Origin of the sequence: Pseudomonas azerbaijanoccidentalis, from assembly GCF_019145495.1 — a bacterium.
GTDB classification, from domain to species: domain Bacteria; phylum Pseudomonadota; class Gammaproteobacteria; order Pseudomonadales; family Pseudomonadaceae; genus Aquipseudomonas; species Aquipseudomonas azerbaijanoccidentalis.
Genome location: NZ_JAHSTU010000012.1, coordinates 1 through 12,374 on the forward strand (window position 1 = coordinate 1; position 12,374 = coordinate 12,374).

Below are 12,374 nucleotides of genomic sequence, written 5' to 3' on the forward strand. Positions count from 1 at the left end.
ACGGCTGATACAGCGTCGGCGTTTTTTATTGCCCCGCAAAAGCAAAAGATCGCAGCCTCCGGCAGCTCCTACAGGTGTACTCATCACTCTGTAGGCGCTGCCGAAGGCTGCGATCTTTTTGTTCACGGTTTCACGCCACCCTGGCCTTCAATGCCCTGCGCAACGCCACCAGCAATTTGACGATGTCCTGCGGATTCATCGGCGGGGGCACTTTTACGTCTGCCATTTTCTCTTCCTTGTGAGTGATCGGCCGGGGAGTCTGGCCAAAAGCGGTCCGTCCTTGGAGGGGCAATTCGAAAAAAAGATCCTTCCTACGGCGCAAAGGAAAATAGACGTCTTACGCCGCCTCGGCAAATGCCGCAGGGTAGTTTTTTGCGTGATATCAATATGCTTTAACGGTATTTAAATTCTGGTTCTTATGCCTTTAGAGTTGGCGCTTGCTGGGCCGTTACCCACGTCCCAAGGACTGCGCCACCGTCGCTTACCGAGCGACGTCCAGGATGTTCAATGAACTTCGATTACGCTTTTATCCTTAGCACCCTACCGGCGTTTCTCAAGGCTGTGGGCGTTACGCTGCAGGTCGGATTTATCGCCATCGGCACCTCATTGCTGGTGGCCATCGTCAACGCGACCATTCTGGTATTTCGTACGCCTTACCTGCGCAGGCTGGTGGGGCTCTACGTTGAACTGGCGCGCAACACGCCGCTGTTGATTCAACTGTTCTTCGTTTACTTCGCCTTGCCCGCGCTCGGGATCAAGGTCTCGGGTTTTGCCGCCGCGATCATCACCATGACGTTCCTGGGCGGTGCGTACCTCACCGAGGTGCTGCGTGCGGGCGTGGAAGCGGTGCCCGAGGCGCAACTGGAATCCGGCCGCTCCATCGGTCTGTCCCACGGACAGTTGCTGCGTTTCGTGATTCTGCCGCAGGCCGGCATCCTCAGTTTGCCGTCGCTGTTTGCCAATTTCATATTCCTGCTCAAAGAAACCACCGTGGTCTCGGCAGTGGCGGTGCCGGAAATTCTCTACACCACCAAGAGCTACATCGCGCTCTATTACAAAACCTACGAAATGCTCGCCGTGCTGACGCTGATTTGCGTGCTGCTGTTCTTGCCGCTGTCGCTGCTGCTCAGTCGCCTGGAAAGGAGGCTACAACATGGCCAGTTCGGGTCTTGAGTTGTTGTGGGTGTCGTTGCCGCAACTGGGCAAAGGCGCTGCGCAAACCCTGTCGATTTCCTTTCTGAGCATCGTCATCAGCACCTTGGGCGGTTTGCTCTACGGTGTGCTGACCACGCTGAATGTGCGGTGGCTGAATGCATTCTTGCGGGTGTACCTGGAGCTGTTCCGGGCGATCCCGGTGCTGGTCTGGCTGTACCTGTTGTTCTTTGCGCTGCCGATCTTTTTTGGCCTGAGCATTCCGAGCTTCTGGTGCGCCGTGTTGGTGCTGTCGCTATGGGGTGCCAGCGAGGTCGGTGAAGTGGTTCGTGGCGCGCTGCATTCGTTGCCACGGGGGCAGCGTGAGGCCGGTTTGTCGATCGGCCTGAATGGCCCGCAACTCTACGGTTACGTGTTGTTGCCGCAAGCGTTGAAACGCATGACGCCGCCGACCATCAACGTCTACACGCGCATCATCAAGACCAGTTCCCTGGCAGTGTTGATCGGTGTGGTAGACGTGATCAAGGTCGGTCAGCAGATCATCGAACGCACCTATGAATCGGTGCTGATCTACGGCGCTCTGTTCCTGTTTTTCTTTTTCATTTGCTACCCGTTGTCGGCCGCTTCGCGCGTGTTGGAACGGCGCTGGACGCAAGCATGAGCGCATTGATCGAGTTCAAGGGTTTCAACAAGTTTTTCGGTGAGCATCAGGTACTCAAAGAGATCGACCTGAGCGTTAAGCCGGGCGAAGTCATCGTCATTCTCGGCCCCAGCGGCTGCGGCAAAAGCACCTTGCTGCGTTGCCTCAATGGCCTGGAAGTCGCCCACAGCGGCAGCCTGAAATTTACCGGCCGAGAGTTGTTGGAAAAGACCACCGACTGGCGTGAAGTGCGGCAGCAGATCGGCATGGTGTTCCAGAGTTATCACCTGTTCCCGCACATGAGCGTGCTCGACAACCTGCTACTAGGTCCGCTCAAGGTGCAGAAGCGAGAACGCCACGAAGCGCGAGCCCAGGCAGAGGCATTACTTGAACGTGTTGGCCTGTCGGACAAGCGAGATGCCTTCCCGCGTCAGCTCTCTGGCGGCCAACAACAACGCATCGCCATCGTCCGTTCGCTGTGCATGAATCCCAAGGTGATGCTCTTCGATGAAGTCACCGCTGCCCTTGACCCGGAAATGGTCAAGGAGGTACTGGAAGTTATCCAGGGCCTGGCCCGCGAGGGCATGACCCTGTTGATCGTCACTCACGAAATGGCCTTCGCCCGCGCCGTGGCCGATCGCATCGTGTTTATGGATGCCGGGCGCATCCTCGAACAAAACCCTCCCGAGATTTTCTTTACGAACCCGCAAACCGCACGAGCGCAGCAGTTCCTGGAGAAGTTCTCCTACGTCGCCGCACTACCCAAAACGACTCAAACAAAGGAACTGGAACTGCTATGAAAACTGCCAAGTCTTCACTCTTGCTACTGCCTCTGCTGGGCCTGGCGTTGCTCGCCGGGTGCAACAAAACCGAAGAACCGCCCAAGCCCAAAGTCGCCAGCGAAAGCGCTGCACCGGCCGGCTACCTGGAAAAAATCAAGGCACGGGATAAGTTGATCGTGGGCGTCTTCACCGACAAGCCGCCGTTCGGTTTCGTCAACGAGGCCGGGCGCTACGTCGGTTTCGATACCGATATCGCTCGGCAATTCGCCAAAGATTTGCTCGGGGATGAAAACAAGGTCGAGTTTGTCGCCGTGGAACCGGCCAGTAGGATTCCCTTCCTGCAAAGCGACAAGGTCGACCTGATCCTGGCCAACATGACCGTGACCCCGGAGCGCAAGGAAGCGGTGGAATTCACCAACCCGAACCTCAAGGTCGCAGTGCAGGCACTGGTGCCGCAAAACAGCGAAGTAAAAAACCTTGATGACCTGGCGACCCGCACCACCATCGTGACCACCGGCACCACGGCCGACATCTGGCTGACCAAGAATCACCCGGACTGGAAACTGCTCAAGTTCGAGAAGAACTCCGAGTCCCTGCAAGCGCTCGCCAATGGGCGTGGCGATGCCTATGCGCAAGATAATCTGGTGCTGTTCAGCTGGGCCAAGCAAAACCCTGGCTACCGCGTGCTGAGCCAGACCCTGGGCGCTGAAGCGCCGATTGCGCCGGCGGTGAAGAAGGGCAACATCGAACTGCGTGACTGGGTGAATGCCGAGTTGGCGAAGCTCGGGGAAGAGAAGTATCTGCTCAAGCTGTATGACCAATATGTGCGTAAAGAGCTGAGCGATGACACCAAGCCTGAGAGCGTGATTGTCGAGGGTGGCAAGTGGCAGGGATGATTTTGGTCAATACCCGGTAAAAGATCGCAGCCTGCGGCAGATCCTGCGGGCGCCGCATCAGGCTGCGATCTTTTCAGCGAACACCACGCAATTTCGTTGCTTATTTGACGCCGCGCAGTGTGCGCGTTTGAAACCCTGTTCTAAGCTGACAGACGTATTGCGCTCGCATAACGCAAAGGAGTCTGCATGGCTGGTCCTGGAATGAAAATCGCGATCGGCTTGAGCCTCCTGGCTTTGCTGACCGCGTGTGATGAACAAGCACCGATTGAGAAGGCCCGGCCACGGGTTTTCGTCCAAGAAGTCAAACCTGCCGAATATGCCGCCAACATCACCTTGACCGGCGATGTGCAGGCCCGGGTGCAGACCGAACTGTCTTTTCGCGTGAGCGGAAAGATCATCCAGCGTACGGTCGATGTCGGTGACCGGATTTCTGCCCGGCAAGTCCTTGCCAAGCTTGATCCCAAGGATCTGCAAACCAATGTCGACTCGGCGCAGGCTCAAGTCGTCGCCGAACAGGCCAAGGTCAAACAGAACGCCGCATCATTCGTGCGTCAGCAAAAACTGTTGCCCAAGGGCTATACCAGCCAAAGCGAGTATGACTCTGCCCAGGCTGCATTGCGCAGCAGTCAAAGCTCGCTGGCGGCGGCCCAGGCGCAGTTGGCCAATGCCCGTGAACAACTGAGTTACACCGCGTTGATTTCCGATGCGCCGGGCGTGATCACTAAGCGCCAGGCAGAAGTCGGGCAAGTGGTTCAGGCCACGGTGCCGATCTTCAGCCTGGCCCAGGACGGTGAGCGCGATGCGGTGTTCAATGTCTATGAGTCGCTGCTGGCCGAACCGCCATCGGACAAAGCCGTCGTGGTCAGCCTGCTCGACAATCCGGCGATCAAAACCACTGGCACCGTCCGGGAAATCACCCCGGCGGTCTCCGAGCAGACCGGCACCGTACAGGTCAAAGTCACCCTCGACAGCTTGCCACCGGGCATGCAACTGGGCTCGGTGGTGAGTGCCAGTGCCAATACCCGGGGTAAATCCGCGGTGGAATTGCCATGGTCGGCGTTGACCAAGAAAGTCAGCGACCCGGCCGTGTGGCTGGTGGACGGCGAAGGCAAGGCGCAGCTGCATACCGTCACCGTTGGCCGCTACCTGACCGGTAAAGTCATCATCAGCGATGGCCTCAAAGGTGGCGAAAAAGTCGTCATTGCCGGCGGCCAGTTGCTGCACCCCGGTGTGGCCGTGGAAATCGCTGAAAACACCTACAAGGAATTGGCCGCGGAGAGTCAACCATGAAGCATCTGTTACTGGTGTTCGCCAGTGTGATGCTGGTGGCCTGTTCGAAAGAGGAAGCAGCACCGGAACCGGTCCGTCCGGTGTTGTCGATCAAGGTCGAAGCGCTGGGTGAACAAAACCTCGGCCGCTTCGCGGGGAGCATCCAGGCCCGTTATGAAAGCAACGTCGGTTTCCGTGTGCCGGGACGCATCGCCAGCCGTAGCGTCGATGTCGGCGCGGAAGTCGAAAAGGGCGCCTTGCTTGCCTCGCTGGATCCTACCGATCAGAAAAACCAGTTGCGTTCCGCAGAAGGCGATCTGGCGAGTATCCGGGCGAATCTGATCAATGCCCAGGCCACCGCGCGGCGACAGCAGAGCCTGTTCGATCAAGGCGTAGGCTCCCAAGCGCAACTCGATGCCGCACAAACTGACCTGAAAACCACCCAGGCTTCCCTTGACCAGGCCCAGGCGGCAGTCAACCAGGCCAAGGATCAACTGAACTACGTGGAACTGCGCGCCGATCACAAAGCGGTGGTCACCGCGTGGATGGCCGAGGCTGGGCAAGTCGTCACTGCAGGCCAGCAAGTGGTCACCCTGGCACAACCGGACATCAAGGAAGCGGTGATCGATCTGCCGGACACCCTGGTCGATCAGTTGCCCCAGGACGTGGTGTTCCAAGTTGCCTTGCAACTGACCCCGGAAATCAACACCACGGCCATCATCCGTGAAATCGAACCCCAGGCAGAAAGCGCCACCCGTACCCGCCGTGCGCGCCTGACCCTGAGCGAAACGCCCACCGCGTTTCGTCTGGGCTCGGCGATCAGCGTGACCTTGAGTTCGGCGATCAAGCCGCAAATCGAACTGCCTCTGAGCGCATTGCAGGAGGTTGAGGGCAAACCGCGCATCTGGATCGTCGATACGCAGTCACAAACCGTATCTCCCCGCGATGTCAGCATCGTCAGCCGTACGGACACTACGGTGGTCGTGGCCAGTGGCGTGAAAACCGGCGAGCGGATTGTCAGCGCGGGTGTGAACAGCCTCAAACCGGGGCAGAAAGTGAAAGTAGATGAGGGCAGCCCACAATGAAAGGGAGTTTCAACTTATCCGAATGGGCGCTCAAACATCAGTCGTTTGTCTGGTATTTGATGTTCGTCGCGTTGCTGATGGGCGTGTTCTCGTACTTGAACCTGGGCCGCGAGGAAGACCCTTCATTCACTATCAAGACCATGGTGATCCAGACCCGCTGGCCGGGTGCGACCCAGGAGGAAACCCTCAAGCAGGTCACTGACCGAATCGAGAAAAAACTCGAAGAACTCGACTCGCTCGACTACGTGAAAAGCTACACCCGCCCCGGTGAGTCCACGGTGTACGTTTACTTGCGCGACACCACCAAGGCCAAGGACATTCCGGAAATCTGGTACCAGGTGCGCAAGAAAATCGGCGACATTCGCTACTCGTTTCCCCAAGGCATCCAGGGACCGTCGTTCAACGACGAATTCGGTGATGTGTTCGGTTCGATCTATGCCTTTACCGCCGACGGCCTGACGTTGCGCCAGTTGCGCGACTACGTCGAACAGGCCCGTGCCGACATTCGTGGCGTGCCGGGATTGGGCAAGATCGAAATGGTCGGGCAGCAGGACGAAGTCCTGTACCTGAATTTCTCGACCCGCAAACTGGCGGCGCTGGGCATCGATGAGCAACAGGTAGTTCAGAGCCTGCAAGCGCAGAACGCCGTGACGCCGGCAGGGGTGATCGAAGCCGGTCCCGAGCGAATCTCGGTGCGCACATCCGGGCAGTTCATCTCCGAGAAGGACCTGGCCAACGTCAATCTGCGACTCAATGATCGCTTTTATCGCTTGGCCGACATTGCCGACATTCGTCGTGGCTACGTCGACCCGTCGACCCCGGAATTCCGTTTCAATGGCCAACAGGCCATCGGCCTGGCCATTGCCATGCAAACCGGCGGCAACATCCAGGAGTTCGGCAAGGCTCTACACCAACGTATCAGCGAGCTCACTGCGAACCTGCCAGTGGGCGTCGGTGTACACAACGTCTCCGATCAGTCCGTCGTGGTGGAAGCTGCTGTTGGCGGATTCACCAGTGCCTTGTTTGAAGCCGTGGTGATCGTGTTGGTGGTCAGCTTCATCAGCCTCGGTGTGCGCGCCGGCCTGGTGGTGGCGTGTTCGATTCCGCTGGTGCTGGCGATGGTGTTCGTGTTCATGGAATACAGCGGCATCACCATGCAGCGGATTTCCCTCGGCGCGTTGATCATCGCACTGGGGCTGCTGGTGGATGACGCGATGATCACGGTCGAGATGATGGTTTCACGTCTGGAGTTGGGCGATACCAAGGAGCAGGCGGCGACCTTTGCCTATACCTCGACCGCTTTCCCGATGCTCACAGGCACGCTGGTAACAGTCGCAGGTTTCGTGCCGATTGGCCTCAATGGCAGCTCGGCCGGTGAATACACCTTCACCCTGTTTGCGGTAATCGCCGTGGCCATGTTGGTTTCGTGGGTGGTGGCGGTGCTGTTCGCCCCGGTCATCGGCGTGCACATCCTCAGCGTCAATGTGAAGCCGCATGCGGCCGAACCCGGGCGTCTGGGGCGGGCGTTCAATAGCGGCCTGTTGTGGAGCATGCGCAACCGCTGGTGGGCGATTGGCCTCACCATCCTGCTGTTCGCGCTGTCGGTTGTCGGTATGCGCTTTGTGCAGAACCAGTTCTTTCCGGCCTCGGACCGCCCGGAAATCCTCGTGGACCTGAACCTGCCGCAAAACGCCTCGATCGATGAAACCCGCAAGGCCGTGGACAAGCTCGAAGCGACGCTCAAGGGTGACCCGGATATCGTGCGCTGGAGTACTTACGTCGGCCAGGGGGCGATTCGTTTTTACCTGCCTCTCGACCAGCAACTGCAGAACCCTTACTACGCGCAACTGGTGATCGTCGCCAAAGACTTCGAGACCCGCGCAGCCCTCAGCGATCGCCTGCGTGAACGTCTGCGCAAGGATTTCGTCGGTATCGGCAGTTTCGTCCAGGCGCTGGAAATGGGCCCGCCTGTCGGCCGGCCGATCCAGTACCGTGTCAGCGGCCCGGACATCGATCAGGTGCGCAAGCACGCCATCGATCTGGCCAGCCAGTTGGACAAGAACCCGCACATCGGCGAAATCATTTTCGACTGGAACGAGCCGGGCAAGGTGCTGCGCATCGATATTGCCCAGGACAAGGCCCGCCAACTCGGTTTGTCGTCCGAAGACGTGGCGAACCTGATGAACAGCATCGTCAGTGGTTCGACGGTGACTCAGGTCGACGACGATATCTACCTGATTAACGTGGTGGGTCGCGCCGTAGACGCCGAACGGGGTTCGCCGGAAACCCTGCAGAACCTGCAGATTCTCACCCCGGGCGGCACCTCGATTCCATTGCTTGCGTTTGCCTCCGTACGCTACGAACTCGAGCAACCGCTGGTGTGGCGTCGCGATCGTAAACCGACGATTACCATCAAGACGGCGGTGATCGGTGAAATTCAGCCCACCGATCTGGTGAAACTGCTCAAGCCGGACATCGACCAATTCGCTGCAGCATTGCCGGCGGGCTACAAGGTCGCCACGGGCGGTACGGTGGAGGAGAGCGCCAAGGCCCAGGGGCCGATCAACAAGGTCATCCCGTTGATGGTGTTCCTGATGGCCACCTTCCTGATGATTCAACTGCACAGCGTGCAGAAGATGTTCCTGGTGGCCAGCGTCGCGCCGCTGGGCCTGATCGGCGTGGTGCTGGCGCTGGTGCCGACGGGAACGCCGATGGGCTTCGTCGCGATCCTCGGCATCCTGGCGCTGATCGGCATCATCATCCGCAACTCGGTGATTCTGGTGACCCAGATCGACGCGTTCGTGGCCGAAGGGTCTTCACAATGGGACGCCGTGGTGGAAGCCACCGAACACCGTCGGCGACCGATCCTGCTGACCGCCGCGGCGGCGAGCCTGGGCATGATCCCGATTGCCCGGGAAGTGTTCTGGGGGCCGATGGCTTACGCGATGATTGGCGGGATCATTGTCGCCACGCTGCTGACACTGCTGTTTTTGCCGGCGCTGTATGTGGCCTGGTACAAGATTCGCGAGCCGAAGAAAGAGGCGGTCTGACTGGAAAATAGAAGATCGCAGCCTGCGGCAGCTCCTACAAAAACGGTGTGAAAACCGGCTCTATGTAGGAGCTGCCGCAGGCTGCGATCTTTTTGATTTTTTTCAGTCAATGCGACGCCAGACACTCGCCAACCAAGGCTGCTGCTCCCGTGGCAGCCCCGCCGGTCGGTAGTAATGTTCGAGCTCCTCAAATCCCGCTTCGGTCAACAACTGCTGCCACGCCTGAAGGTCGTGATACGCCCCATATCGCGGTCCGTTCCAGCCTTCCTGGTTCTCGCCACGGGGATTGGAACTGAACAACACGCCTCCCGGTTTCAGCGCCGAGCGCAATTGTTGCAACACCCGAGGCAACTCCTGGCGCGGGATGTGGAACAGCACGGCATTGGCGAAAATCCCGTCGAAACGCTCGGCTGGCAGATCGAGTTTCAGGAAGTCCTGTTGCCAGACTTCGCAACCACTGTCGTCACGGGCCATCTGCGCAAACTTTTCCGAACCGTCGAGGCCAACGGCCTTGTGGCCCATGCGGGTGAACGTCTGCAGATCGCGACCTGGCCCGCAGCCGAAATCGAGAATGTCGAACGGCGCCGTCCCTTGAATGTGCCGCAACAGCGCGTCGATGTTCTGGCTGACATCGTGATCACGGGTGCCTTCGCGAAAGCCTTCGGCCACCGAGTTGTAGTGACCGAGGGTGGTGGCGGTGATTTTTTCGAGGTCGTCGGAGGTTTGTTTCATGGTCGGCTGCGCAGAAAAAAGGAGATGCGCAAACTATAAGCGCTTTCGCGCTTTAAAAGATCGCAGCCTTCGGCAGCTCCTACAGGGGATCGTATTGCCAATGTAGGAGCTGCCGAAGGCTGCGATCTTTTGATCTTCGCCTAGCGTTTGTTCAGTCCTCGCGCCAACCGATCGCCGCCCAGTTGAATCACCGCCACCAACGCCACCAGCAACACAATCACCGTCAACATGATCTGGCTGTCAAAACGCTGATAGCCGTACCGGTAAGCAATATCCCCCAGCCCACCTGCACCAATCGCCCCGGCCATGGCCGACGAATTGATCATAGTGACCAAGGTGATGGTGAACCCGCCGACAATCCCCGGCAGCGCTTCCGGCAACAGCACATGCCAAACGATATGCCCGCGGCGGCAACCCATGGCTTGCGCGGCTTCGATCAAGCCGTGGTCGACTTCGCGCAGACTCACTTCGGCAATACGCGCAAAGAACGGCGTAGCCGCGATGGTCAGTGGCACCACGGCGGCCCACACACCGTACGTGGTGCCGACGATCAAGCGGGTGAACGGAATCAGCGCCACCATCAGAATCAGGAACGGGATCGAGCGGAACAGGTTCACGAACGCACCCAATGCGCGGTTCAGTGCCGGGGCTTCGTAGATGCCGCCCTTGGAGCTGGTGACCAGGATCACCGCCAGCGGAATGCCCGCCAGCAGCGCAATCAACGACGACACGCCGACCATCAAGAACGTGTCGATAAAACCCTGCAGCAGGCGATCAAACCACATAGCCCAGCACCTCCGCTTGTTGCGCCCAGTTGCCGGCGCGTTGCCGCAGATCTTCGGCACTCAGCGACGATCCCGTCACCGCCAGCAGCAGTTGTCCAAGCGCGTGGCCCTGAATCCGCTCCACGCCACCTTGCAGCAAGCGTACGCGGCCACCGAGGGCGCCGAAGAGCGCCGCCAGGTCCGGTTCGGCCTGGGCCGTTCCGGTGAATTGCAGGCGCAGCACCACTGCGTCGTCCGAGGTCCGCGGTTGTGGCTGCAAACGATTTTGCAGCTCCGGCGGAAGGGCGTGCTGCAACGGCGCGAGCAAGGTCTTGCTGACCTCGTGTTGCGGGTTGCCGAACACTTCCCACACCGGTCCTTGCTCGACGATTCGACCGTGTTCGAGGACCACGACGCGATCGCAGATTTCGCGGATGACCGCCATCTCGTGGGTGATCAGGATGATGGTCAAGCCCAGGCGCTGATTGATCTCGCGCAACAGGCCGAGGATCGATTGCGTGGTCTCCGGGTCCAGCGCCGACGTGGCCTCGTCGCAGAGCAGAATCGCCGGGTCGTGCACCAGAGCGCGGGCAATGCCGACACGCTGTTTCTGGCCACCGGACAGCTGCGCCGGATAGGCCTTGTGCTTGGCTTGCAAGCCCACCAGTTCCAGCAGTTCGCGGACTTTCTGATCGCGTTGTTCCTTGGGCACACCGGCGACTTTCAGCGGCAATTCAACGTTCTGCCAAACGGTTTTGGCCGACATCAGGTTGAAGTGCTGAAAGATCATGCCGATGCGCCGCCGCAGCGCTACCAGGCGGTCCTCATCGAACTCGCCGATGTCGACCTGATCGATCAGCACCCGCCCCGACGTCGGTTGTTCCAGACGGTTGATGGTGCGGATCAGCGAGGATTTACCCGCGCCGCTGCGGCCGATGATGCCGAACACTTCACCGCGCTGGATCGCCAGATCAATGCCGTGCAGGGCGGCGACCGGGCCTTGTTTGCCATCGTAGGTTTTACCCAGGCCGACGAATCGCACGTGGGCGTTATTCAGCTCGGGGTACAGCTGCGTGCGCTCGGCGCTTTGGGGCTCTGGAGTTTCCAGTCGCCGTTGAATCGCGGCAGTCATGCTCAGCTCTCCCAACCGGCTTGGTAGAGCTTGCCGTGGGCTTTATCCAGTGCGGCGCGCACGGCTGGCGAGTGCTGATAAATATCGACGAATTTGATCAGGCGCGGGTCGGTTTTGCTCTTCGGCTGGATCACGAACTGAATCACGTATTCCTTGTGATCGAGGCCGTCGAACAGCAGTGCGGAACCGGCATCAAAGGTCTTCGACAGACGAATGTAGGCCGGGTAGCCCTGAACCAGATCGGCGTCGTCGTAAGCGCGTACCAGTTGCACGGCTTCAACCTGCAGAATCTTGATTTTCTTCGGGTTGGCGATGATGTCTTCTTCGGTGGCTTTGTAACCGACGCCGGGTTTGAGAGTGATCAAACCGGACTTGGCCAGCAGCTGCAAACCACGACCGCTGTTGATCGGGTCGTTGGCAATGGCGACGCTGGCGCCTTCTGGCAGTTCGTCGAAGCTTTTGTATTTCTTCGAGTAGAGGCCAACGTTGTTGATGATCCCCGGTGCGAACGGCACCAGGTCAAAACCGGCGGCAGCCTTGGCGTTTTCCAGGAAGGGAATGTGCTGGAAGTAGTTCACGTCGATGTCGCCGGAAGCGAGGCTGACGTTCGGTGCGATCCAGTCGCTGAATTCAACCAGTTCGACTTTCAAGCCTTGTTTCCCTGCTTCTTCGACGGCCGCTTCCAGCGGGATGGCGAAGGCGGCGGTGGTGCCGATTTTCAGGGGCGCGTCGGCGGCGAAGGTTACCGAACTGAAGAGGCCGAGCGCCAGGGCCAGTGCTTTGACTGGGTGAGAGAGGTAGTTCTTTTTCATAATGGTTTTTCCAGTCAGTGCATAAGATTTTTGGTGTTCGGGCGGGCCTCATCGCCAGCA

The 12,374-nt window shown here is 59.1% G+C and carries 11 protein-coding genes; 7 read left to right on the forward strand and 4 right to left on the reverse strand.

Annotated elements, in window-relative coordinates:
• The first annotated feature begins 507 nt into the window (after positions 1-507).
• The 7 genes from KVG88_RS28465 to KVG88_RS28495 all read left to right on the forward strand — a co-directional run bounded on the left by KVG88_RS28465 (position 508) and on the right by KVG88_RS28495 (position 8,874).
• Positions 508-1,173, forward strand: coding sequence for an amino acid ABC transporter permease (locus tag KVG88_RS28465; RefSeq protein WP_217873371.1), 666 nt, complete (start codon positions 508-510; stop codon positions 1,171-1,173).
• Positions 1,154-1,813 (forward strand): amino acid ABC transporter permease, encoded by a 660-nt coding sequence (locus KVG88_RS28470; protein ID WP_217873372.1) that lies wholly within the window; start codon positions 1,154-1,156, stop codon positions 1,811-1,813. Before KVG88_RS28465 ends, KVG88_RS28470 begins: the two co-directional genes overlap by 20 nt.
• Positions 1,810-2,592: an amino acid ABC transporter ATP-binding protein gene (locus KVG88_RS28475; RefSeq protein ID WP_150702627.1), complete on the forward strand. Its 783-nt coding sequence runs from the start codon at positions 1,810-1,812 to the stop codon at positions 2,590-2,592. The genes KVG88_RS28470 and KVG88_RS28475 overlap by 4 nt, the downstream gene beginning before the upstream one ends.
• A complete protein-coding gene (locus KVG88_RS28480; protein ID WP_150702628.1) occupies positions 2,589-3,470 on the forward strand; it encodes a transporter substrate-binding domain-containing protein in 882 nt (293 codons plus the stop codon). The genes KVG88_RS28475 and KVG88_RS28480 overlap by 4 nt, the downstream gene beginning before the upstream one ends.
• Positions 3,471-3,656: 186 nt before the next feature.
• Positions 3,657-4,760, forward strand: a complete 1,104-nt coding sequence (locus KVG88_RS28485) for an efflux RND transporter periplasmic adaptor subunit (protein WP_150702629.1) — start codon at positions 3,657-3,659, stop codon at positions 4,758-4,760.
• The gene (locus KVG88_RS28490; RefSeq protein ID WP_150702630.1) at positions 4,757-5,824 is read left to right on the forward strand and encodes an efflux RND transporter periplasmic adaptor subunit; all 1,068 of its coding nucleotides are present in this window, start codon (positions 4,757-4,759) and stop codon (positions 5,822-5,824) included. The genes KVG88_RS28485 and KVG88_RS28490 overlap by 4 nt, the downstream gene beginning before the upstream one ends.
• Positions 5,821-8,874 (forward strand): efflux RND transporter permease subunit, encoded by a 3,054-nt coding sequence (locus KVG88_RS28495; protein WP_150702631.1) that lies wholly within the window; start codon positions 5,821-5,823, stop codon positions 8,872-8,874. The genes KVG88_RS28490 and KVG88_RS28495 overlap by 4 nt, the downstream gene beginning before the upstream one ends.
• Positions 8,875-8,976: 102 nt before the next feature.
• On the opposite strand, the gene KVG88_RS28500 is transcribed toward KVG88_RS28495, so the two are convergent.
• The 4 genes from KVG88_RS28500 to KVG88_RS28515 form a co-directional block, all read right to left on the reverse strand.
• The gene (locus KVG88_RS28500; protein WP_150702632.1) at positions 8,977-9,606 is read right to left on the reverse strand and encodes a class I SAM-dependent methyltransferase; all 630 of its coding nucleotides are present in this window, start codon (positions 9,604-9,606) and stop codon (positions 8,977-8,979) included.
• Between the two features lie 140 nt (positions 9,607-9,746).
• Positions 9,747-10,391: a methionine ABC transporter permease gene (locus KVG88_RS28505; protein ID WP_008057629.1), complete on the reverse strand. Its 645-nt coding sequence runs from the start codon at positions 10,389-10,391 to the stop codon at positions 9,747-9,749.
• Positions 10,381-11,502: a methionine ABC transporter ATP-binding protein gene (locus tag KVG88_RS28510; RefSeq protein ID WP_150702633.1), complete on the reverse strand. Its 1,122-nt coding sequence runs from the start codon at positions 11,500-11,502 to the stop codon at positions 10,381-10,383. Before KVG88_RS28510 ends, KVG88_RS28505 begins: the two co-directional genes overlap by 11 nt.
• A gap of 2 nt (positions 11,503-11,504) precedes the next feature.
• The gene (locus tag KVG88_RS28515; protein ID WP_150702634.1) at positions 11,505-12,314 is read right to left on the reverse strand and encodes a MetQ/NlpA family ABC transporter substrate-binding protein; all 810 of its coding nucleotides are present in this window, start codon (positions 12,312-12,314) and stop codon (positions 11,505-11,507) included.
• Positions 12,315-12,374 lie beyond the last annotated feature (60 nt).